This window comes from Flindersiella endophytica (assembly GCF_054779015.1).
In genome coordinates, this window is sequence record NZ_BAAGYY010000009.1 from 450,139 (window position 1) to 472,116 (window position 21,978).

19 protein-coding genes are annotated in these 21,978 nt (G+C 69.5%); 12 read left to right on the forward strand and 7 right to left on the reverse strand.

Going from position 1 to position 21,978, the window contains the following annotated elements; genetic code table 11:
• Positions 1 to 74: 74 nt before the first annotated feature.
• Both ACYVF6_RS07460 and ACYVF6_RS07465 read left to right on the forward strand, forming a co-directional pair.
• The gene (locus ACYVF6_RS07460; protein ID WP_460517601.1) at positions 75 to 1,535 is read left to right on the forward strand and encodes a glycosyltransferase family 87 protein; all 1,461 of its coding nucleotides are present in this window, start codon (positions 75 to 77) and stop codon (positions 1,533 to 1,535) included.
• Positions 1,532 to 3,658 (forward strand): mannosyltransferase family protein, encoded by a 2,127-nt coding sequence (locus ACYVF6_RS07465; RefSeq protein ID WP_460517604.1) that lies wholly within the window; start codon positions 1,532 to 1,534, stop codon positions 3,656 to 3,658. The genes ACYVF6_RS07460 and ACYVF6_RS07465 overlap by 4 nt, the downstream gene beginning before the upstream one ends.
• Positions 3,659 to 3,715: 57 nt before the next feature.
• On the opposite strand, the gene ACYVF6_RS07470 is transcribed toward ACYVF6_RS07465, so the two are convergent.
• The gene (locus ACYVF6_RS07470; RefSeq protein ID WP_460517607.1) at positions 3,716 to 4,768 is read right to left on the reverse strand and encodes an alanine racemase; all 1,053 of its coding nucleotides are present in this window, start codon (positions 4,766 to 4,768) and stop codon (positions 3,716 to 3,718) included.
• A 4-nt stretch (positions 4,769 to 4,772) separates the two neighbouring features.
• A complete protein-coding gene (locus ACYVF6_RS07475; protein ID WP_460517610.1) occupies positions 4,773 to 5,906 on the reverse strand; it encodes a lipid II:glycine glycyltransferase FemX in 1,134 nt (377 codons plus the stop codon).
• 188 nt (positions 5,907 to 6,094) lie between these two features.
• Here ACYVF6_RS07475 and ACYVF6_RS07480 point away from each other — a divergent pair, with 188 nt between their 5' ends.
• Positions 6,095 to 7,015 carry a hypothetical protein gene (locus tag ACYVF6_RS07480; RefSeq protein ID WP_460517613.1) on the forward strand — a complete coding sequence of 307 codons (921 nt, stop codon included), beginning with the start codon at positions 6,095 to 6,097 and terminating at the stop codon, positions 7,013 to 7,015.
• 137 nt (positions 7,016 to 7,152) lie between these two features.
• Here ACYVF6_RS07480 and ACYVF6_RS07485 read toward each other — a convergent pair whose 3' ends face one another.
• Positions 7,153 to 7,953 carry a deoxyribonuclease IV gene (locus ACYVF6_RS07485; protein WP_460517616.1) on the reverse strand — a complete coding sequence of 267 codons (801 nt, stop codon included), beginning with the start codon at positions 7,951 to 7,953 and terminating at the stop codon, positions 7,153 to 7,155.
• A 146-nt stretch (positions 7,954 to 8,099) separates the two neighbouring features.
• Here ACYVF6_RS07485 and ACYVF6_RS07490 point away from each other — a divergent pair, with 146 nt between their 5' ends.
• From ACYVF6_RS07490 to ACYVF6_RS07525, 8 genes are all read left to right on the forward strand, one after another.
• The gene (locus ACYVF6_RS07490; protein ID WP_460517619.1) at positions 8,100 to 8,312 is read left to right on the forward strand and encodes a hypothetical protein; all 213 of its coding nucleotides are present in this window, start codon (positions 8,100 to 8,102) and stop codon (positions 8,310 to 8,312) included.
• Positions 8,313 to 8,413: 101 nt separating this feature from the next.
• Positions 8,414 to 8,704: a 30S ribosomal protein S6 gene (gene rpsF, locus ACYVF6_RS07495; RefSeq protein ID WP_460517621.1), complete on the forward strand. Its 291-nt coding sequence runs from the start codon at positions 8,414 to 8,416 to the stop codon at positions 8,702 to 8,704.
• 27 nt (positions 8,705 to 8,731) lie between these two features.
• Positions 8,732 to 9,262, forward strand: a complete 531-nt coding sequence (locus ACYVF6_RS07500) for a single-stranded DNA-binding protein (RefSeq protein WP_460517624.1) — start codon at positions 8,732 to 8,734, stop codon at positions 9,260 to 9,262.
• Positions 9,263 to 9,329: 67 nt separating this feature from the next.
• Entirely contained in the window at positions 9,330 to 9,566 is a 237-nt protein-coding gene (gene rpsR / locus ACYVF6_RS07505; RefSeq protein WP_460517627.1) for a small ribosomal subunit protein bS18, read from the forward strand.
• A gap of 16 nt (positions 9,567 to 9,582) precedes the next feature.
• Positions 9,583 to 10,032, forward strand: coding sequence for a bL9 family ribosomal protein (gene rplI, locus ACYVF6_RS07510; RefSeq protein WP_460517630.1), 450 nt, complete (start codon positions 9,583 to 9,585; stop codon positions 10,030 to 10,032).
• 133 nt (positions 10,033 to 10,165) lie between these two features.
• On the forward strand, positions 10,166 to 11,725 hold the full coding sequence (gene dacB, locus ACYVF6_RS07515; RefSeq protein ID WP_460517633.1) for a D-alanyl-D-alanine carboxypeptidase/D-alanyl-D-alanine-endopeptidase: 1,560 nt from the start codon (positions 10,166 to 10,168) through the stop codon (positions 11,723 to 11,725).
• Positions 11,726 to 11,748: 23 nt separating this feature from the next.
• Complete coding sequence (locus tag ACYVF6_RS07520; protein ID WP_460517636.1) at positions 11,749 to 12,708, forward strand: alpha/beta hydrolase; 960 nt, start codon at positions 11,749 to 11,751, stop codon at positions 12,706 to 12,708.
• Positions 12,709 to 13,090: 382 nt separating this feature from the next.
• Positions 13,091 to 14,149, forward strand: coding sequence for an IS110 family RNA-guided transposase (locus ACYVF6_RS07525; protein WP_460517639.1), 1,059 nt, complete (start codon positions 13,091 to 13,093; stop codon positions 14,147 to 14,149).
• A gap of 284 nt (positions 14,150 to 14,433) precedes the next feature.
• Here ACYVF6_RS07525 and dnaB read toward each other — a convergent pair whose 3' ends face one another.
• Positions 14,434 to 15,795, reverse strand: a complete 1,362-nt coding sequence (gene dnaB, locus ACYVF6_RS07530) for a replicative DNA helicase (protein WP_460517641.1) — start codon at positions 15,793 to 15,795, stop codon at positions 14,434 to 14,436.
• 413 nt (positions 15,796 to 16,208) lie between these two features.
• On the opposite strand from dnaB, the gene ACYVF6_RS07535 reads away from it, so the two are divergent.
• Positions 16,209 to 17,555 (forward strand): MATE family efflux transporter, encoded by a 1,347-nt coding sequence (locus ACYVF6_RS07535; RefSeq protein WP_460517644.1) that lies wholly within the window; start codon positions 16,209 to 16,211, stop codon positions 17,553 to 17,555.
• 3 nt (positions 17,556 to 17,558) lie between these two features.
• Here the strand turns inward: ACYVF6_RS07535 and ACYVF6_RS07540 are convergent, their stop codons facing one another.
• The 3 genes from ACYVF6_RS07540 to ACYVF6_RS07550 all read right to left on the reverse strand — a co-directional run bounded on the left by ACYVF6_RS07540 (position 17,559) and on the right by ACYVF6_RS07550 (position 21,907).
• Positions 17,559 to 18,209: a sigma-70 family RNA polymerase sigma factor family protein gene (locus tag ACYVF6_RS07540; RefSeq protein ID WP_460517647.1), complete on the reverse strand. Its 651-nt coding sequence runs from the start codon at positions 18,207 to 18,209 to the stop codon at positions 17,559 to 17,561.
• Positions 18,184 to 18,831 (reverse strand): YceI family protein, encoded by a 648-nt coding sequence (locus ACYVF6_RS07545; protein ID WP_460517650.1) that lies wholly within the window; start codon positions 18,829 to 18,831, stop codon positions 18,184 to 18,186. The genes ACYVF6_RS07540 and ACYVF6_RS07545 overlap by 26 nt, the downstream gene beginning before the upstream one ends.
• Before the next feature lie 76 nt (positions 18,832 to 18,907).
• The gene (locus ACYVF6_RS07550) at positions 18,908 to 21,907 is read right to left on the reverse strand and encodes an AfsR/SARP family transcriptional regulator (protein ID WP_460517653.1); all 3,000 of its coding nucleotides are present in this window, start codon (positions 21,905 to 21,907) and stop codon (positions 18,908 to 18,910) included.
• Positions 21,908 to 21,978: the final 71 nt, after the last annotated feature.

Sequence of the window (21,978 nt, forward strand, 5' to 3'; positions counted from 1 at the left end):
GCTTTCGGCCGAAGGTCGGTCAGGCAGTGCAGGACCCCACGCGGCGGTGATGCGTGGGCGCGCGCGGAGGTGCGGTGAGCAGGAGCCCGTCACGGGAAGACCCGTTGGTCAGGTCGGCGACGACCTGGCTCGGTGGTCCCATCGGCGCCTGCGCCCGGCTCGGCGCCTCCTGGTGGACCCCCGTCGTGGTCCTGTTCCTCGTCACCACGGCGACCTTCGCGGTCGGTATGGTGCAGAAGGCCCCCTGTCACGAAGCCGGCTGGCCGGGCGACCGGCAGGAGGCCTACACCAAGCTCTGCTACAGCGACGTCGCCTACCTCTACCGCGAGCGTGGGTTCGCCGACGGTAACAGGGCGTACGTCGACCGCGGCGACTATCCCTCGCTGGAGTACCCCGTGCTCACCGGCGCGGTCATGCAGGTCGCCGCGACCATGACGCACTGGATCGGCAACGGCAATCCCGACCACGACAGCGTGCTGTTCTTCGACCTCACCGTCGTCATCCTGTTCGGCTTCGCGCTGCTCACGATCTGGCTGCTGAGCCGGATGGTTCCCAGTCGTCCGTACGACGCGATGTTCGTGGCCGCCGCACCGACACTGGCGCTGGCCGGAACGATCAACTGGGACCTGGTGGCGGTGGCGCTGACCACGGCGGCGCTGTTCGCGTGGTCGCGTAACCGGCCGGCGCTGGCCGGCGTGCTGATCGGCCTGGGCGTGGCGACGAAGTTCTACCCGTTGCTGCTGCTCGGACCACTGTTGTTGCTCGCCTGGCGGGCCCGGCGGCTGCCGGCGTTCTTCCAGGCCGCGTTCGCCGCGGCCGCGGTCTGGCTGATCGTGAACCTGCCGATCCTGGTGCTGGCGCCGCAGAGCTGGCAGATGTTCTGGTCGTTCAACGAAGGCCGGGCGGCCGACTTCGGCTCGCTCTGGTACGTCCTGGCACTGGCCGGACACCCCATCGAGAACGTCAACCCCGTCTCGCTCGGCTGCTTCGCGCTGGCGTGTGCGGTCATCGCCGCACTCGCGTTGTTCGCGCCGACCCGGCCCAGGCTCGGGCAGCTGGCGTTCCTCACAGTCGCGGCGTTCCTCCTGGTGAACAAGGTCTACTCACCGCAGTACGTCCTGTGGCTGCTGCCGTTGGCCGCCCTGGCCCGGCCGAGGTGGCGGGACTGGCTGATCTGGCAGGCGGCGGAAGTGTTCTACTGGGTGGCGATCTGGCTCCACCTCGGCCAGCACTTGTTCCCGCCCGTCGCCGGCACGCCTGACCGCGTCTACTGGCTCGCGGTCGTCATCCGGTTGCTCGCGACTGTCTACTTGTGTGTCGTGGTGGTCCGCGACATCTTGGTACCGGCGGACGATGTCGTCCGTGCGAAGGGTGCCGTGGATGATCCGATCGGTGGGCCGTTCGATAGAGCGCCGGACAATCGCTGGCAGCGTCGCCGGCCCGGCAGTGACACCCGTCCAGGTGGCGGGAATGGCCAGTCCAGCGCAGGCGGGAGTGGCGGGGTGGGCACCGTGCATGAGGGAGTCGTGACGTGAGCGACCGCGACGAGGACGCCGAATACTGGCAGATGCTGCAGGACTTCCGGGGCGGCAAGCCGGCCAGGAACGAAGAGCAGCAGCCGCCGCAGGGCCGCCGTGCGGCGGGGCCCCGGCGTCGCCGTGACGTGCCCTCGGAGGACGACGTCGGCGGCTATCCCGGTCCGCGGCCGGGTGCGCCGGTCGGCGGGCCGGGCGGATACTCCGATCCCGGCACGGGTGCCCAGCAACAGCAGAACTACGGCCGCCGGGCCGACCGAAACCGTCAGCAGCCGCCGCAGTCCGGTGGTGGACAGGACTGGGCGGAGGAACGCCAGACCTGGGGCGGCGGTGGCCGCACCGGTGAGCAGTCCTACGGTCGCCGCAGCGGCCAGTTCCCCGTACCCCCGCAACCGCCGCCGTCGACGCCTCCGCAGGGATGGAGCCCCGACCCGCAGCCGCAGCCGCCGGCTCCACCACGCAAGGAGCGAGGCCGTGGCCGGCGCCGGCCCGAACGCGGTGAGCAGAGCGGCGAGCAGCAGCAACGTCCCGGCTGGGGCCAGCCGCCGCCGGAAGCCGCACCACCGCCGTGGGGATCCGCTCCTTCGGGTGAGCAGTCACGCGAGCGACGGGCACCGGGATGGCCGGAAGCTCCTCAGCCCAACCAGCCGACCGGACCGCAGACCGGTCCCCAGACCGGCCCGCAACCAGGTCCGCATGGCCCGCAGTCGGGCCCGCAGGCGGTGCTCGGTCCGGGCCCTGGTCCGGGTGGTCCGCGCTCGGGTGAGCTGCGCCAGCCGGAGAACCGGCGCCGGCGTGGTGAACAACCGGCAGACGCTCCGCAGGACTGGGCCCCGTCGTTCGCTCCCACCGAGGCTCCGCACCCGGGCGGTCCAGCGGCCGAGCCCGCGCTGACCGATCCGCACGACGAAGCTGCCACCCAGGAGACGACCCGGCGCGGGCGCCGCTCGGGCGGCGGCGAGGAGGAAGACAAGCCGGGCGGCATCCTCGGCCTGCTGAAGCTGAGCGCGATCGACCGCGAGGTGCTCGGCATCTGGCTGCTCACCCGCGTCTCGCTGTGGATGATCAGCGTCACCGCCCCTTGGCTGTTCGCCGGCGACGGTGGCGTGACCAGCTGGCTCGACCGGTGGCGGCAGTGGGACGTTCTCCACTTCGACCGGATCGCGACGCAGGGCTACTTCGGCCACGCCGAGCCCGAGGAGGCGTTCTTCCCGGGCCTGCCGTTGCTCATGCGGTTGTTCCACACGATCGGCGTGCCGACGACGTTCACCGGTTTGCTGGTGTCGTTCGTCGCCGGTGGCATCGCCGCCGTCGCTCTCTGCCGGCTGGCCGACCGCGAGTGGGGCGACGGTGCCGGCCGGCGGGCCACGATGGCATGGATGCTGGCGCCGCCCGCGGTGTTCCTTGCCGCTCCCTACACCGAGTCGCTGTTCCTCGGCTTCGCGATCCCGGCCTGGCTGGCGGCGCGAAAGACCAACTGGCGGCTGGCCGGTCTGCTGGCCGCCGGCGCGTGCACCGTACGCGTGTCCGGCCTGTTCCTGATAATCGCGCTGGCCGTGGAGTTCCTGACCACCAGGCGACGGCGGGGCACCGAGGCCAGCTGGCTGCAGGGCGCCTGGCTGGCCGTGCCGGCCGTACCCCTGCTCGCGTACACGAGCTATCTCTGGGTCAACACCGGTGATCCGCTGCGCTGGTACCACGCGCAGTCCAAGGGGTGGTACCGCGAGTTCACGATGCCGTGGGACTCGCTGATCCGCACCTGGCAGGCGGCGACCGGGCAGATCAAGTACACCAACGCGACGGCGGCGATCCAGGCCAACTTCGACTGGATGTTCCGGGCCGAGTTGGTCGCGATGCTGATCGGTGTCGTGATCACGGTGGTGCTGTGCCTGCTGGCCCGCTGGGGCGAGGCGACCTGGATCGGCCTGCAGGTGGTCGCATTCTCGACCTCGGCGTGGTTCTTCTCCGTGCCGCGAGCGACGCTGCTGTGGTTCCCGATGTGGATCTTCTTCGGCGCACTGGCGCTACGACATCGCCTGGTGTGGTGGGGCTATCTGGCGATATCGGCACCACTGTTCGGCGTCTGGGCGGCGGCGTTCTTCACCGGCCGCTGGAGCGGCTGACGCCGGCTTGGAGGTTGGAGGAAGGCCGCGTCGGCCGGCCTTCCTCCGCGCAATCGTCTAGTGGATCACCGTGTGGTCGAAGCGGGTTATGGTCATGCCCACGTTGACGTCGAGCTCGTCACCGACGTCCGGCGGCTGGATCGACGTCGGCAGGAACAGCACGCTCACCTGCATGTGCGGCGGCTCGGCGAACCAGCGGCGCTGCCCGGCGACGTAGAACGGCGACAGCGCCAGGCCGGCGGCCTCCAGGCCGCTCGTCGCCAGCACCTTCGCGCGTGTACGCAGGTTGGCGACGTGGCTCGGGGCCTCCAGCGCTATGCCGTGTGCGGTGCCGCCGGTCACGACGACGAGGTGCCCGTCGGTGGGTACGCGGCGCTGCCGGTAACCGAACCGCTCGCCTCGGCGTACCTTGTGCACCTCGAGCACGTGCGCCTTCGCGTGGTAGGCCTCGCGATCGGCGAGCCACAGCTGTGTGCCGATCCGCGCGCGGATCCGCAGGTCCGGATAGACGCGGGCCAGGATGCCCTGTTCGCCGGCCGACAGGTGTGAGACGAACAGCGTCTTCGCCGGGATACCGGCGTCTGCGAGCCTGCTGATCCAGGCCTCGACCTCGCCACTGTGCGCGCCGGCCTCCGGCAGCGGCAGGTGCAACGCCCAGCCTTCGAGCCGTACTCCACTCAGCAGGTCGGCGATCGCCGGCAGGTCGTCGGCCGACACACCGAAGCGGCGCAGCGTGCTCAGCAGCTCGATCACGACGCGCGGCCGCTTGCCGTCCGCCCCGGACGGGCCGTCGGCCAGGATCTGCAGGTCGGCCAGCCGGCTGACCGTGTGGATCATCCGCGGCTCGACGACCGGCGCCGGGATGAACGGGCGGTACGGCGTGAGCACGAGCAGGTCGCCCGGGAAGACTGACTTGGCGAGGGCGAGCTCGTCGTAGGTGCCCACCGCGAGCAGGTCGGCGCCGAAGCCGGCGGCCTCGGTCGCCAGCTGCTCCACACCGAAGCCGTAGCCGTTGCCCTTGGCCACGGGAACCAGACCTGGGTAGGCGTCGATCACGCGTTTGTGCTGTGAACGCCAACGTTCCGCGTCGACGTGTAGCGTCAGGGTCACCGGTTCAGCCTCCTCGGCGTCGCATGTAGAAGTCGAACGCCGTATACAGAATTCGAGAGATCGGAAGATCCCACTCGCCGACGTACTCGATCGCTTCGCCGCCCGTGCCGACCTTGAACTGCAGAAGCCCGACGTGCGGATCGGACTCGTCGAGGGTGTCTGTGATGCCGCGTAGGTCGTAGACCTGGGCGCCGGCCGCCATCGCGTCCTTGATCATGAACCACTGGAGCGCGTTGGACCCGCGCACGTCTCGCTTGTGCGTCGAGGACGCGCCATAGGAGTACCACGCGTGCGTGCCGACTCGGACACCGATGGTCGCGGCCGCCAGTTCGCCCTCGTGCCGGGCCAGGTAGAGGCGGATGCGGTCGGGCTCCTCAGCCGCGAGCGCGCGGAACATGGTCTGGAAATAGGTCAGAGGTCTCGGCGTGAAGTGGTCACGCCGAGCGGTCTCGACGTAGAGCGTGTGGAATTCCGGTAGGTCCTCGACGCTTCCGATCGACACTTCGACGCCGGCCTTGGTGGCCTTGCGAATGTTGCGCCGCCAGAGCTGGTTCATGCCGGCGAAGACATCGTCCTCGGTGCGGTCGGCGAGCGGGATCTGGAAGACGTACTTCGGCTGGCCGGCGGCGAACCCGCCGCCGAGATCCTGCGGCGGCCGCCAGCCGTGCGCGGTCAGCTGGTCGGTGACGCTGACGCCGTTCTTCTCGGTGGCGTCGGCCGGTGCGTCGCCGAGGCGCTTCCACTCACCGCCCGCCAGCGCGGACTTGACGGTCGCGGCGGACCAGCGCTTGGTGGCCACCGGCGGGCCCATCCGGATGCCGAACGCACCCTGCTCGGTGACGTGCTCGGTCAGCGGCGTGAGCCAGCGAGCCAAATCCGGGTCGGCCCAGTTTATGGCCGGTCCTTCAGGCAAGTAAGCAAGAGACCGTCGCATCCGTGGCAGTCGCCGGTAGAGCACGAGGCCGGCGCCGACTGGTTCAGCTTCAGGGCCGTCGCCGTCGAACCAGCCGATCGACTCGGCTCGCCATTCGCGCTTGACCTCGCCCCATGCCGGGGTCTGCAGGAAGCTGACGGATGGACAGGCACGAACGAACGCCAGATGTTCCGCAGCGGAGATGGTACGGACGCGAAGGGCCACGGACGCGAGGCTACCGGTCCCCGGCCGGAGATTTCTCTGGCCCCATGGTCCTTTTGGACGGCTTATGTACCTCGGCCGGCGGTTGATCCACATCAGGTGGATAGACATCTGACAAATCGGGCACATAGCACCTATCGCCGAATGCGCAAGGCCCACGAGGCGAGGCCCTGGAACTGAGGGGAGTGGCCGTGCTGAACCGGAGGCAGATCCGCGGCGCGCTCGCGGCCGGGGGTGCGGTGCTCGCGGGATCTGCCGTTCTTGGCCTGACTCAGCCCGGCGACTCCGGTACGACCGACGTCGTGGCCGCGCCCGCCCAGCTCTCCGTCAGCATCGACGACCAGCACACGGGGACAGCCAGCGGACGGGAGCTGACGTACCGGATCCGCGTCCGTAACAACGGGACGACCCCTGCCTCCGACGTTCGGATCTCGCAACGGCTGCCGGCGGCGCTCGAGCCGCTGTCGGCCGCGCCCGCCGCCACGGTCTCGCGGTCGGAGGTCGCGTGGTTCACCGATGTGCCCGCGGGTGCCGAGGTCACAGTCGCGATGACCGCTCGCGTAGGGCGTACCCACAACAACTACCCCCGGCTGGTGACGACCGGCTGCGTCGCTCCCGATGGGACCACCGAGCCGGCCGTGTGCGGCTCCGACGTCAACGCGCTGCGCACGCCTGCCCGTTCACCGCTGGGCTCGGTGCTGTTCGGCGCCTTCGTACTCATGCTGGCGGCGATCGGAACCGGCCTGTGGCTGTGGCTGCGCCGGGAGCCGGCGAAGCGGCCGGCACGGGCGCGGACCAGGCCGGTGATCGCAGTCGGCTGGAGGGCGCGACCCGGGCAGACGCTCGTGGCGTACGCGGCCGACGACCGGCTGGACGAGCTGGATCTCGTGGACGAGCTGTTCATCCCGTCGCGCGTGCGTGCGGCGGTCGACCGGCTGGCGAACCGGACCATCGGCCACGGAGCGCGCAGCCCTCCACGAGTGCGGCGCCGCTGTGAGCGGCCTTCCATCGCGGCGGTCAACGTCGTACGTGCGATCGCCCACCTGCGAATGACCTCGATCAGGTCGGCCGGGTCTCCGGTGTCGGGTCGAACCCGTTGCCGGTATCGATGAGTACTTGACGAGGCAAGAAAGCAAAAGAGCTACGAAACCTGCCTTCGCGTGCCCCGCGACAGTGCCAGCCAGGGATGGGCCGGCACTTGCGCGGGGCCGCTCAGTTTTGCGGCGAACGAATTTGCGGCGAACGAAGGTCAGCCACCCAGCCCGGATCGCAGCCATGCGATGTCGGCGCCCTGCTCCTCGGCGCCGCCCGGGGTCTCGACGATCACAGGTGCGCCCGCCGCCCGGATCACGCCGAGCAGGTCGTCAGGCTTGATCTCGCCCTGGCCGAGGTTGGCGTGCCGGTCCCGGGCGGAGTCGAACGGATCCCTGGAGTCGTTGCAGTGCACCAGGTCGATCCGGCCGGTGATCGCCTTCACCCGGTCGACGACCGTCGCCAGCTCCTCACCGCCGGCGTGGGCGTGGCAGGTGTCGAGACAGAAGCCGATCTGGTCGCCGCCCTCGGCCTGGCGGATCGCGTCCCACAGCCGGGCGATCGCGTCGAGATGACGGGCCATCGCCTTGTCGCCGCCGGCGGTGTTCTCGATCAGCACCGGGAGGCGCTGGTCGAGCCGCTCGACGGCCTTGCGCCAGTTGTCGAAGCCCGCGGCCGGGTCGTCTTTGGCCAGCACGTGGCCGCCGTGCACGATGATGCCGCGGGCGCCGAGCTCGGCGGCGGCGTTGACGTGCTGCTGCAGCAGCTTGCGGCCCGGGATCCGGATCCGGTTGTTGGTGGTCGCGACGTTGAGCACGTAGGGCGCGTGCACGTAGAGGCCGACGCCGGCCTCGGCCGCCGCGGCCTTGAGCGCCTCGGCGCCGCCTTCGTAGGCGAGCACCGGGCCCTTGTAGTCCTGCGGGTCGCCGAGGAAGAACTGCGCGAGGTCGGCTTGGCGGGCGCGCGCCTCGGCGATCGGGTCTTCTTGGTCGACGTGAGCGCCGATCTGGATGCTCATGCCGTGACTCTACGACCAGCCGCCGACAGCCGTGCCGCGCCCGCTGCCCAGGGCGATATGTACGAACTGTCACGGTTTGCGGAAAAAACTTGATCTTGGCGTGTTTGGTTTGCTTACGCCATGGACATGGTCAGATACTTTCTGTCGTGACCGCACGAGAGCAGCTGCACCGCATCATCGACTTCTTGGACGAGCGTCAGATCACCGCCGCCCTTGGCGTGCTGGAGCCGCTCGCAGACACCGGCTTCGGCCTGCATGCCGCAGTGCCCGAGCCGGCAGGCTGGTCCACTTACGACCTCGGTGACCTCGCCGAGGCTTCCGCACCGGCACGTTGCGCCGGCCGTCATCGCCGCTGGTAGTCTTGGCGGCTGGCCCGGGCATTCGTGCCCGGCCTTGACGTAATCCCTCCTGCCACGGAGAGACCGTGGCCGCTGAGTCCGAAGGAGGTGGAGTTTTCCACATGCGTCGCTATGAGGTCATGGTGATCCTCGATGCCGAACTCGAGGAACGCACCGTCGCCCCGTCCCTGGAGCAGTACCTCGGTCCCGTCCGCACCAACGGCGGTTCCGTAGAGAAGCTCGACGTCTGGGGTCGTCGCCGGCTGGCGTACGACATCGAGCACAAGGCCGAGGGCATCTACGTCGTCCTCGACGTCAACTGCGAGCCCGGCACCGTCCAGGAGCTCGACCGTCAGCTCAAACTCAATGAGTCGGTGCTGCGGACTAAAGTCATTCGCCCAGACGCCCGCTGAGCAGTTCCACCCAGACGGGAGAGTTATATGGCAGGCGAAACCACAGTCACCATCGTCGGCAACCTCGTTGCCGACCCCGAGCTCCGTTTCACCCCGTCGGGCGCGGCGGTGGCCAGCTTCCGAGTGGCCTCCACTCCGCGCACCTACGACCGGCAGTCGGGTGAATGGAAGGACGGCGAAGCGCTGTTCCTGACGTGCAGCGTGTGGCGGCAGGCGGCGGAGAACGTCGCCGAGTCGTTGCAGCGCGGCATGCGCGTGATCGTGCAGGGACGCCTCAAGTCCCGTACGTACGAGACCCGCGAAGGCGAGAAGCGCACCGTCTTCGAGATCGACGTCGACGAAGTGGGTCCCAGCCTGCGCAGCGCGACCGCCAAGGTCAACCGCGCCAGTCGCTCGCAAGGCGACTTCGGTGGCGGAGGCGGAGGCGACCCGTGGCAGACCCCACCGCAGGGCGGCGGCGGTCAGTCCGCTCCGCAGGGCGGTGGCGGCGACCCGTGGGGCGGTGGCGGCGGCGGTCAAGGCGGCGGTGGCGGCTCCTACGAAGAGCCTCCGTTCTAGAGCTAATCCCCAAACCAACTGACCATTCCCGCTCACCAGCGGGGCTCTCTAGGAGGGGAGCACCACGATGGCCAAACCCCCCGTACGCAAGCCGAAGAAGAAGGTTTGCGTGTTCTGCAAGGAGAAGATCTCCTACGTCGACTACAAGGACACGACTCTGCTGCGGAAGTTCATTTCCGACCGCGGCAAGATCCGTGCCCGCCGGGTGACGGGCAACTGCACCCAGCACCAGCGCGACGTCGCCACCGCGATCAAGAACAGCCGCGAGATGGCACTGCTGCCCTACACCAGCACGGCCCGCTGAGAAAGGAGGCCCTGAGATGAAGCTCATTCTGACCCAGGAGGTCTCCGGCCTCGGTGGCCCTGGCGACATCGTCGAGGTCAAGGACGGCTACGGCCGCAACTACCTCGTTCCCCGTGGTGTCGCGATCCGCTGGACCAGGGGCGGCGAGAAGCAGGTCGCTTCGATCAAGAAGGCGCGTGAGGTCCGCGAGGTTCGCGACATCGGTCACGCCAAGGAGATCAAGGGCCAGCTCGAGGCGCTGTCGGTCAAGCTCACGGCCCGCGCGGGCCAGGGTGGCCGGCTGTTCGGTTCGGTCACGCCGTCCGACATCGCTGACGCGGTGAAGGCGTCGGGTGGCCCCGACATCGACAAGCGCCGGATCGACATCAGCTCGCCGATCAAGACGGTCGGCTCGCACCAGGTGGCGATCCGTCTGCACGCCGAGCTCAGCGCGACGCTTTCGGTGGAGGTTCAGTCCGCCGCCTAGGATCCCTCGCGCTTGGTTTGCTTGATCGCGTCTGTCGTTTCTTTCCGGCAGGCGCGATCAGCCTTTTCCAGACCGTGGTGCGTCGGTTAGATGAGACAGTACGCAAGTCACTTCTTTTCACTGGGAGGGAACTGTGCGGCGATCTCTAACCGCATCCATCGTCGCGGCCGCGGCGGCAGTGTTTCTGGTCGCCGCGCCCACGGCCACGGTCACACCGGTCGCCGCTGATCCACAGGATCAGCTCACCAGCGACCTCGACACGATCCTCGATCGCGCCGGCTACGCCGACGGACAGGCCTCGGTGATGGTCAGCGAGGATGACGGCGACGTGCTCTACGCCAAGGGCGACACCGAACGCCTGATGCCGGCGTCCAACCAGAAGCTGTTCACCTCGACCGCCGCGCTCGACGTCCTCGGTCCGGACTACCGCTTCACCACCAGCGCGCTGGGCAAGGGACAGCGGTACGGCTCCACCTGGCTCGGCGACCTGTACCTCCGCGGCCAGGGCGACCCGACCATGCTGGCCTCCGACTACGACGAGCTGGCGGCGCAGGTCGCGGCGGCCGGCGTTCGTAAGGTCACCGGCAAGCTGGTCGCCGACGACACGTTCTTCGACGACTCGCGTTATGGCGACAGCTGGTCGTGGGACTACCTCGACGACTACTACGCGGGCGCGGTGTCCGCGCTCACCGTCGCACCCGACACCGACTACGACGCCGGCACCGTGATCCTCGAGATCAGCCCCGGCGCGGCGGCCGGTGATCCGGCTCAGGTGAAGGTCGTACCCGAGACGTCGTACGTCAAGGTGGTCAACAAGGCGACCACGAAGGCGTCCGGCTCGACGAGCCTCAGCACGAACCGGCTGCAGCTCGACAGCAACGTGATCACGGTCGAGGGCAGCATCGCGGTCGGCGCGGCGACCAGCAAGAACTGGGTCGCGTTGTGGGAGCCGACCGGCTACGCCGCGGACGTGTTCCGGCGGGCGCTGGCGCGGCACGGCGTTCAGGTGTTCGGACGGACCACGTCGGGCGCGACCCCGGCCGGCGCCAAGTCGCTCGCCTCGCATCAGTCGATGCCGCTTTCACAGCTGCTGGTTCCGTTCCTGAAGCTGTCCAACAACGGGCACGCCGAGGTGCTGCTCAAGACGATGGGGCGCAAGGTGAGCGACAGCGGCAGCTGGTCGGCCGGCATCGCGGCGATGACGCCGGTGCTGCAGGGATACGGCGTCGACACCGGCAAGCTGAGGATCCGCGACGGGTCCGGGCTGACCCGGATGGACGTCGTGCCTGCCCGGCAGGTCAACAACCTGCTGATCGGCGTGCGCGGCAAGCCGTGGTTCCAGACCTGGTACGACGCGTTGCCGATCGCCGGTGTGTCCGATCGGATGGTCGGTGGCACGTTGCGGAGCCGGATGGTGGGCAGTGCGGCGGCCGGCAACGTCCACGCGAAGACGGGCAGCCTGACCGGCGTGACCGCGTTGTCGGGGTACGTCACCGACAAGGACGGGCAGCTGCTGGTGTTCTCGATCCTGCACAACAACTTCATCACCACGCCGCGCCCGGCCGAGGACGAGATCGTGATCCGGCTCGCCAACTACACGCGGGTCGAGGGAGCCGCGGTGCAGCCGATGCGGAAGCCGAACAGCAAGTATGGTCCAAGTGACGTCGAGTGCAGCTGGGTGAAGAGCTGCTAGCTCTGCTGGGAGCGTGATGTGTGATGCGCCGCAAGCTCTGGTCGGTTCTCGTTCTGCTTGCCTGCCTGGGGATTGCGGCGCCGCTCACGCCGGCGGTCGCTGACACTGGTGCGCGCGTCGTCCAGGAACGCCGCGTCGACGCGCGCACCATCGACCTGACGATCTCGTCGCCGTCACTGCAGGAGCTGACACCACCGAAGGTCCGGTTGCTCCTGCCGTCCGGGTGGGACTCGCAGCCCGGCCGGCGCTGGCCGGTGCTGTACCTCCTGCACGGCGGCGGCGACCTCGACGGCTACCGCGCCTGGACCAAACAGACCGACGTCGAGCAGCTGACCGCCTCGCGCGACGTTCTGGTCGTGATGCCCGACGCGGGTTTCGTCGGCTACTACTCCGACTGGTGGAACCACCGCCAGGGCGGGCCGCCGGCCTGGGAGACGTTCCACCTCACCGAGCTGCGCTCCATCCTCGCCGACTCCTACCGCGCCGACTTCTCCCACGCGGCGATCGCCGGGCTGTCGATGGGCGGCTTCGGCGCGTTGTCGTACGCCGGGCGCCATCCGGGCCTGTTCCGCGCGGCGGCGTCGTACAGCGGGGTCGTGCACACCCGGTTGTATCCGAGCGACGTGCAGAACGCGCTGCTGCTCACCTTGCACGATCCGAACGCGCTGTGGGGTGATCCGGTGGCGCAGGAATCGATCTGGCGGGCGCACAATCCGTACGACCTGGCGGAGCAGTTGGCCGGCATCCCGGTGTTCCTCGCCTGTGGGAACGGGCAGCCGGGGGAGCTGGATCCGCCGCTGACGCTGCCGACGGACGGAGAGGGGCGCTTCCTCGAGATGGGGCAGGCCCTCGGCGAGCGGCTGCGTTCGCTGGGCGGGAACGTGACCGAGGACTTCTACGGCAACGGGACGCACTCCTGGCCGTACTGGGAGCGCGAGCTGCACCGCTCGTTCCCGATGCTCATGCAGGCGATCGGCGGGTAGATGGGTGGACTGGGGTGCGCCAGCACAGGCGGAGTCTCGGGAAGCCCCGGTTCCGAGCCCCGAGTGTCCGACCCGCCGGAGGCAACCCACAACGGCAACGCGCCGCGAACCAACCCAAGCCCAAAGCAGCCGATCGCGGACGACGGCGGCGACCCAGCGGTGTAGCCAGCCGAGGTGGGCGCGCGGCCACGTGCCGCGCTGCCGGATAGTCCACGCGGCAAAGGCTAGACGGTATGAGGTGACGCCGTTGTGCTGACGGGGTTGCGGGCCGGGGCCTCGCTCACAAGATTCGTGGGTTGCCGGGCAGGGGCCGCCTGCTCGGCCGATCCGACATTTGTGGGAGGCCCCGGTGTTCACCGAGCGTAGGAGTGTAGGGCTGGATGTGCACGCCAGATCGGTCGTCGCGGCGGCGATCGATGGCGTGACGGGCGAGCTTCATCAGGCGAGACTGACTCCCTCGCACCGGCACATCCGGTCCTGGTTGGACGAGCTGCCCGGGCCGGTGGCGGTGGCTTATGAGGCCGGTCCGACCGGGTTCGGGCTGGCCCGGTCGCTGGCCGCGGCCGGGATCGGCTGCGAGGTCGTGGCACCCAGCAAGTTGCAGCGGCCCAGTGGCGATCGTGTCAAGACCGATGCGAAGGACGCGGTGCACCTGGCCCGCCTGCTGCGGCTGGATGAGTTCACCGCGGTGTCGGTCCCGACCGTGGAGCAGGAGACGGCCCGCGATTTGGTGCGTGCCCGGGAAGACTGTCGTGGTGACCTGATGCGGGCCCGGCACCGGCTGTCCAAGCTTCTGCTGCGGCAGGGCATCCTCTACTCCGGCGGACAGGCCTGGACCGGCGCCCACGATGCGTGGCTGCGACGCCAGCGGTTCGACTCACCCGCCCTGCAGCTGGCGTTTGAGTCCGACTACGAGGCCGTGCTGACCGTGCTGACCGTGCAGGCCCGCCGGGACCGACTCGACACCGCGATCGCAGAGATGGCCGCCGACAGCCAATTCACCCCACTGGTGCGACGGCTGGGCTGCCTGCGCGGGATCGGCACCCTGACCGGGTTCGCGCTGGCGGTCGAGATCGGCGACTGGCACCGCTTCACCGGCAACACCATCGGCGCCTTCGTCGGGCTCGTCCCGTCGGAGTACTCCTCGGGCCAATCCCGGGCACAGGGCCCGATCACCAAGACCGGCAACTCCCACGTGCGTCGACTCCTGGTCGAGGCTGCCTGGCACCACCGCGCCCGCTACGTGATCGGCACGACCATGCGTGACCGATGGGAACTGGCTCCACCGGCCGCACGTGCCAGAGGCGATGCCGGCAACCGCCGCCCGCACAAACGCTGGAACACCTTCCGAGCCCGCCGCAAACGGCACGTGATCGCCAACGTCGCCATCGCCCGCGAACTAGCCGGCTGGTGCTGGTCCCTGGCCGTACTCGACGACTAACCACCCAGATCTGGCTCGTCGACCACAGGCGGTGCAAGCAGCGCGTGGAGCAACCCGCGACACAGCTATGAGCAACCCGACCCATCGGGTGACGCTCGACCCTAGACAAGCGGTCCGCTCCTGCCGAACACCCCGTCCCGCGGTAACCAACCCGCGCATATCAGTCTGACCGCGCGTCGCCAAACGACACGCTCACACCGCACGCCGACCACGCCACCAGGCGCCCGCCCCACCATCACGGGACGGGCGCCTCACCCTGCCACTTGACAAGACCGCACTACATATCAGCTGTGGGCCATGTCGACGAAGCGCTGGTAGTGGCCCTGGAAGGCGACCGTGATGTCGGCGGTGGGGCCGTTACGGTGTTTGGCCACGATGAAGTCGGCCTCACCCGGGCGGGACGACTCGCGTTCGTAGGCGTCTTCGCGGTGGAGCAGGATCACCATGTCGGCATCCTGCTCGAGGGAGCCGGACTCACGCAGGTCGGAGAGCATGGGGCGCTTGTCGGTGCGTTGCTCCGGGCCACGGTTGAGCTGGGCGAGTGCCACCACCGGGACCTCGAGCTCCTTGGCGAGCAGCTTGAGGTTACGGGAGAACTCCGAGACCTCGACCTGCCTGCTCTCGACTCGCTTGCCGGAGGTCATCAGCTGGAGGTAGTCGATGATGACCAGGCGGAGGTCGTGGCGTTGCCGCAGCCGCCGGCACTTGGCGCGGATCTCCATCATCGTCATGTTGGGTGAGTCGTCGATGTAGAGCGGGGCTTCGGCGATCTCGCCCATCTTGCGGGCCAGCCGCGACCAGTCGTCGTCGGTCATGTTGCCCTGGCGCATGTGGGTGAGCGGGACGCGGGCCTCGGCGGCGAGCAGGCGCATCGAGATCTCGGTGCGGCCCATCTCCAGCGAGAAGATGACGGCTGCCAGGCCGTTGTGGATCGCGGAGGCGCGGGCGAGGTTGAGCGCCATGATGGACTTGCCGACACCGGGGCGCGCGGCGACGATGATCAGCTGGCCGGGGTGGAGTCCGTTGGTCAGCGCGTCGAGGTCGGACGTGCCGGTCGGGACGCCGGACATCTGCCCGCCCTGCGCGCCGATCGTCTCGATCTCGTCGAGCGTGGCCTCCAGCACCTCGCCGAGCCGGGCGTAGTCTTCCTTGCTCTTCTTGTCGGTGACGCCGTAGATCTCGGCCTGTGCCCGGTCGACCAGCTGGTCGACCTCGGCGTCGCCGGCATAGCCGAACTGGGTGATCTTCATGCCGGCTTCGACCAGCCGGCGCAGGATCGCCTTCTCGCGGACGATGGCGGCGTAGTAGCCGGCGTTGGCGGCCGACGGCACCATCGACATCAGCGTGTGGAGATAGGGCGCGCCGCCGACCTTGCCGAGCTCGCTCTTGCGTTGGAGGTCGGCCGCGACCGTTACGGCATCGGCCGGCTCGCCACGACCATAGAGGTCGAGGATGGCTTCGTAGACAGTCTCGTGGGCCGGGCGATAGAAGTCGATGCCGCGCAGCACCTCGACGACGTCGGCGATCGCGTCCTTGGACATCAGCATGCTGCCGAGCACGCACTGCTCGGCCGCCATGTCCTGCGGCGGCGTCCGGTCGGGTGCGCCCTCGACCGACTGCAGACCGGGAAACTCCGTGACTGTCACGCGCCGCATCCTCCTTCCCCGTGGACCTGCACCTTGCGCAGTCTTCAAACGTACGTTCGAGCCGCTGAGGTGAGATTACCGCTGAGCACCGACATAGCCCAGTTGTGCGGCTGCACGAGACTAGGGCCGACGGAGGGCGGTGCGAAAGTTGGCCTGTTGACATTCTTGTGGACGAATCCTGTGATGTTGTGGATACCGCGCCGTAGCTTGTGAACTAGCCTGGGGAAAGCGTTGTGGAGAACTCGGTGATCTTGTCAAAAACGGCGCTGTGACCTGCGGCGATGGTTTCCACTACCTGTGGGTAAAAACTAGTTTCCGCCTTTTTCGGCCAGCTGGCGACGTGGTCGGATTGTTAAGGACCACTGTAGGCTTCTGGTCCTGACATTGTTACGCCACGACAGCAGGAGCCACAGGTGCCGGGAGGGCTGCGCACACGCGCGTTCCAGCGAGTCCGGAGTCCGTACGACCGCCAGATCTGGGCGCTGGCGCTGCCGGCGTTCGGCGCCCTGGCGGCCGAGCCGGTGTTCCTGCTCGCCGACTCGGCGATCGTCGGCCACCTCGGCACGCCGCAGCTCGCGGCACTCGGCATCGCGGGCACCGCGATCCAGTCGGTCGTCGGTCTGTTCATCTTCCTGGCCTACGCCACGACGGCCGCCGTCGCGCGCAGCCTGGGGGCGGGCGATCAGCGCACGGCGATCCGGTATGGCATCGACGGGCTCTGGCTCGCGGTCGGGATCGGTGCCGTACTCGCGGTGGCCGGCATCCTGGCGGCGCCGGCCGTCGTCACCGCGTTCGGTCCTTCTCCACAGGTGCACGAGCAGGCCGTGACGTACCTGCGGATCGCCGTGCTCGGCATGCCGGCGCTGCTGCTCACGTTCGCCGGCACCGGTGTGCTGCGCGGGCTGCAGGACACCAGGACACCGCTGTGGGTGGCCGGTGCCTCCTACCTCGCGAACATCGTGCTGAACCTCGTCCTCGTCTACGGCGTCGGCCTCGGCATCGCGGGTTCCGCGTGGGGCACCGTGCTCGCGCAGGCAGGCGGTGCGATCGCGCTGGTCGTGGTCGTCGTACGCGGCGCGCGCAGGCAGGGCGTCCGGCTGGTGCCCGACTGGCGCGGGATCCGCACCTCCGCCCATGCCGGGGTCCCGCTGCTGGTGCGCACCGTGACCCTGCGCGTGGCGCTGCTCGTCACCACCTACGTCGCGACCAGCGCGGGCGACATCTCGCTCGCCGCTCACCAGATCGCGTTCACGCTGTGGAACGCCCTGGCGCTCGCCCTGGACGCGATCGCGATCGCCGGGCAGGCCATCGTCGGCAAGGCGCTCGGGGCGGGAGACGTGCCGGGTACCCGTGCGTCCACCCGGCGGATGATCGAGTGGGGCTTGGCCGCGGGCGTGCTGTTCGCGGTCGTGCTGATCGCCCTGCGCCCGGTCTACGCGCCGTTCTTCACCGCCGACCAGGCGGTACGCGACACGCTGGCCGCGGTCGTGCCGGTGCTCGCGGTCTTCCTGCCCGCCTCCGGCGTCGTGTTCGTGCTCGACGGCGTGCTGATCGGCGCGGGCGACGGCCCGTACCTCGCCTGGGCCGGCGTGTGGACGCTGGTCGCCTACCTGCCGCTCGCGTTCCTGGTCTGGCAGGCGGACGCCGGCCTGGTCTGGCTGTGGTGGGCTTTCGGCGGCTTCATGGTGGCCCGGCTGGTCACCCTGCTCGTCCGCGAACGCGGCGACCGCTGGCTGGTCACCGGAGCGACCAGCCGCTGAGCATCAGCTGCCCTCGCCCAGTTCCAGCCGCCGCAACCGGTCGAGCGTGTCGGCGTCGGACTGCTCGAGCACCCGCAGGTAGCACCGCAGCAACGCCCGCTCCCAGGGCGACGGCTCCGGCTCGGTGGAGGCGTTCCAGGTGCCGAGCTGCGACCGTAGGGTCTCCCGTCCCCGCTGCAACCGGCTGTTCGCCGAAGCCACGCTGACTCCGAGGAACTCGGCTGCGTCCCTCGCCGGCCAGCCGAGCAGGTCGCGCAGCAACACCGTCATCCGCTGCGATGCCGGCAACCGCCGGATCGCCAGCAGCCAGGCCCGCTCGACGAACTCGCGGGTCCACAGCGCCGCCTCCGGCTCGGTCCCGTCGGGCCGGCCCTCCGGCGCCGGATCCGGTGCCGCGGGAAACGGCCGCCGCGACCGCGAGGCGAGCTCGTTCATGCAGACGTTGGTCGCGATCCGGTACAGCCAGGTACGGAAGCTCGACCGCCCTTCGAACGTCAACCGGCTCTGCCAGGCCCGGAGCAGTGTCTCCTGCACCAGATCCTCCGACTCGTCGTACGACCCAAGCAGCCGCGAGCAGTGCACCCGCAGCTCGTGCCGGTGCAGGCCGGCCAGCCGGGCGAAGGTGGCCTCATCCTTTGCCGGTGGGCCGTTCACCGCCGGACTCCTTCCGCTGTGTCGCCGGGGGTCGCTCCGGATCGCATCGCCGGGCGGCCTGGAGGTCCAGGACGACGTGCACCTGCTTGCCGATCAACCAGCCGCCGGTCTCCAGCGCCTGGTTGAACGTGATGCCGAACGCCTCGCGGTTGAGCGTCGTGCTGGCCGAGAAGCCGATCCGCGGCTGGCTGGCGTCGCCGAGCAGGTCCGGGCCGGCGCCGTGGAACTCGACCGCCAGTACGACCGGCTCCGACGTCCCGCGGATCGTGAGGTCGCCGTAGAGCCGGAACTCCTCGCCGTTGCGCAGGTCCATGCCGCTGCTGGCGAACTCGAGTACGGGATAGGTCTCGGCGCCGAAGAAGTCGTCCGACCTCAGATGCGCGTCGCGCTGCGCCTTGTTGGTGTCGACGCTCGCGGCCTGGATCGTGACCCTGGCCGCGGAGTCGCCCGGCACCTCAGCGACCGTGATCGTGCCGGCGAAGTCGTTGAACCGGCCGCGGACGGTGGACAGCCCGAGGTACTGCACCTCGAAGCCGACGCCGCTGTGCACCGGATCGATGTCGTAGGTGCCGGGCAGCGGCATCTCCCGGCCCTCGACAGTACGGGTGAACGAGCTGGTCATCGGCGGTCTCCGTCCGGTGTGGTCGCGCTTGCCGCACCAGGATCGGAAAACCGGCCATCGATCCGCTATCGATTCGCTATCGCCCCTCGTCAGCGTTGATCCGGGAACGGATCTCCTCCAGCAGGCTCTGGGTCTTGGCCTGCCGGTGCGCCAGCCCGAGCTCGCCGTAGCGGCGGTGGGCGTTCTCCAGATGCTCGACCGCGGTCGCGGTCTCACCCAGTTCGGTGGCGATCTCGCCGAGCGCCCGCCAGGCATGCGCGATGATCTGGTCCTCGCCGACCCGGCTCGCGGCCTCGACGGTGGCCCGGAACGTGCGCTGGGCGTCGTCGAACCGGCGGTGATGATGCTCTGCCCTCCCGATGTCCAGGAGCACGAACGCCTCGCCGACCCGGTCGCCGATGTCCCGGACGACGTCCAGCGCCTTCCGCAGGCTCGCGAGTGCGTCGTCGATGTCGCCCATCTGGCTGTGGAGAGCACCGAGCTGGGTCAGCATCATCGCCTCGCTCCGCACGTCGCCGGCGGTGCGGACGATGTCGAGCGCCTCGCCCAGCATCGAACGTGCGGTGTCGAAGTTGCCGTCGTAGATCTCGCAGCTGGCGCGCTTGCGCAGGGTCTGGGCGTACCCCACCTCGTCACCGACCGCACGGAGCAACTTGCCCACCTCACGCAGCTGCCGGAGGCAGCTCTCGGTGTCTCCGAGGATGCCGGCGGCGGTGGCCTGGTGGTTGAGGGATCGTGCGAGGCCGTGGTCGTTGCCCATGGCCCGGAACTCCCGCTCGGCCTGGGCCGCGTACCGCAGCACTTCGTTCGGCCGGCTCTGGGCGAGGTACATCGCGCTGAACGAGTGCAGCATCCTGGCGCGGCCGAGCCGGTTGCCGGCCTGCTCGACGGAGCGCAGCGCGACCTCGTTCGACTCCAGCCAGTCGTCGAAGTGCCCGAGCTCGAACAGCGTCGTCGCGCTGGCGACGATGTTCCAGCAGGTTTCGTCCAGCCCGGTGTCGGCAGCCTGCCGGATAGCCGCGACGATGGCGCTGCGTTCGCGTTCGAGCCAGGCGTATGGGTCGCCGCCCATCAGCTCGGCGAGCGACACGTCGCTTGGCCGCCACCTGGGCGCGGAGCCGTGCAGTGCCCTGAGCGCACAGCTCTTCGCCACCAGATGTGCCTCCTCGACCAGGGTCAGCCAGCCGCCCAGCATGCGTTCCAGAGCCGAGCGCCGGTCGTCGTCGGGTTCGTCGGCGGCCAGCCGTTCGCTCGCGTACACGCGGACCAGGTCGTGGAACCGGTAGCGCGGACGCTGGTCCGCGTACGTGACGACGGTCAGCAGCTGGGCGTCGACCAGGTTCTCGAGCTTGTCCTGACCGGTCGCGAAGTCGGTGTCCAGCAGCGCGGCGGCGACCCAGGCCGGGAAGTCGGGAGTGGGTACGACCGCGGCCAGCCGGAACAGCCGTTGCTCCTGTTCACCGAGCTCCCGGTGGCTGAGGTCGATGGTGGATCGGAGCTCCTGTCCGTGCAGGCTGAGCTCGTCGAGCCGGTGGACCTCGGAGGCGAGCCTGCCGACCAGTTCCCGCACCGGCCAGTGCCGCTTGCCGGCAAGCCTGGCGCTGGCCAGGCGCAGCGCCAGCGGAAGCCCGTCGCAGAACCGGACGAGCTCGGCGGACGCCTCGGGCTCGGCGTCGATTCGTTCCGGGCCGGCGACCTTGCGGATCAGTTCCAGCGCCGCGTCGGAGTCGAACACGTCGAGGTCGATGGAGAGCAGACCCGGCAGGTTGCCGAGCCGTTCGCGGCTGGTCGCGATCACCGCGCAACCGGCACTGCCCGGCAGCAGCAGCTCGACCTGCTGCTCCCTGGTGACACCGTCGAGCACCACGAGTACGCGCCTGCCGGCGAGCAGGCTGCGGTAGGTGGTGGCGCGCTCGTCGACGTCGTCGGGGATCGCGAGGCCGGTCAGGCCGAGCGCACGCAGGAACCGGGAGAGCAGCCGGGCCGGCGCCTCGTCGCCACCAGCCGTGCGTAGGTCGACGTAGAGCTGGCCGTCCGGGTACGCATGGGTCAGCTCGTGTGCGGCGCGGATCGCCAGGCTGGTCTTGCCGACGCCGCCCGGACCGGAGATGCCGACGACCGGGACGGCGTACGCTGCGGGCGAGCCGGCCTCAGGCGACAGTTCCGGATCCAGGGCCTGCCGGATCGCCGCCAGCTGTTCCTCGCGTCCGGTGAAGTCGGTGAGGCCGGCGGGCAGCTGGCGTGGCGTGGTCCACGTGGTGCCGGGCGGCCCGGCATCAGGCCGCCCGGGAGGCGCCGCCTCCGGCTCGGGCTCCGGCTCAGCAGGCGGATCGAGGGACGGGTCGCGGGTCAGGATCGCCTGCTGCAACGCGCGCAGCTCGGCACCCGGCTCGACGCCGACCTGCTCGGTCAGCTGGTCCCTGGCCTGGCGGTACGCCGAGAGGGCGTCCGCCTGGCGGCCGGAGCGGTAGAGCGCGAGCATCAGCAGGCCGTGCAGGCGCTCCCGGAGCGGATGTTCCTCGACCAGCGCGAGCAGCTCGCCGCTGAGCTCGTGGTGCCGGCCGAGGTCGAGATCGAGCCGGATCCGTTCCTCCAGTGCGACCAGCCGATGCTCCTCCAGCAGCGCGACGTCGCCGCGTACGGCCGCCGCCGGAACGCCGGACAGCGCGGGTCCACGCCACAGCTCGAGCGCCGAGCGCAGGGTTTCGGCCGCCGCCCTCCGCCTGCCAGCCGACGACTGCGAACGGGCGAGCGCGACGAGCCGGCCGAACTCCTCGGCGTCCAGGTCGGCGGGCGGGATCTCCAGCACGTAGCCCGGCTGACGGGACCGGATCGCCCACGGCAGGCCGGCCCGGTCGAACAGCTTGCGCAGCGCCGAGACGCAGATCTGGATCTGGCTGCGTGCGGTGGCCGGCGGCGAGGTCTCCCACACGGCGTCGATCAGGCGCTCGATCGGAGTGGTGCGGTTGGCGTTCAACGCCAGCACCGCCAGGACGACACGGTTACGCGGGCCACCGATGTCGATCGACCGCCCGTCGCTCAACAGCTCCGGCGGTCCGAGCAGGCGCAACCTCATCAGACCTCACACGTACCGGCCGCCGTACGTTCGCGGCGGTGGGGCCACAGGATAGACGGCCGCGCTGGCGT

What these genes read in the sequence shown, in the direction of transcription:
- rpsF (WP_460517621.1), top strand. Translation starts at nt 8,414, where the DNA reads ATGCGTCGCTATGAGGTCATGGTGATCCTCGATGCCGAACTCGAGGAA.
- rpsR (WP_460517627.1), top strand. Translation starts at nt 9,330, where the DNA reads ATGGCCAAACCCCCCGTACGCAAGCCGAAGAAGAAGGTTTGCGTGTTC.
- ACYVF6_RS07500 (WP_460517624.1), top strand. Translation starts at nt 8,732, where the DNA reads ATGGCAGGCGAAACCACAGTCACCATCGTCGGCAACCTCGTTGCCGAC.
- ACYVF6_RS07545 (WP_460517650.1), bottom strand. Translation starts at nt 18,831, where the DNA reads ATGACCAGCTCGTTCACCCGTACTGTCGAGGGCCGGGAGATGCCGCTG.
- ACYVF6_RS07550 (WP_460517653.1), bottom strand. Translation starts at nt 21,907, where the DNA reads ATGAGGTTGCGCCTGCTCGGACCGCCGGAGCTGTTGAGCGACGGGCGG.
- ACYVF6_RS07520 (WP_460517636.1), top strand. Translation starts at nt 11,749, where the DNA reads ATGCGCCGCAAGCTCTGGTCGGTTCTCGTTCTGCTTGCCTGCCTGGGG.
- ACYVF6_RS07485 (WP_460517616.1), bottom strand. Translation starts at nt 7,953, where the DNA reads ATGAGCATCCAGATCGGCGCTCACGTCGACCAAGAAGACCCGATCGCC.
- rplI (WP_460517630.1), top strand. Translation starts at nt 9,583, where the DNA reads ATGAAGCTCATTCTGACCCAGGAGGTCTCCGGCCTCGGTGGCCCTGGC.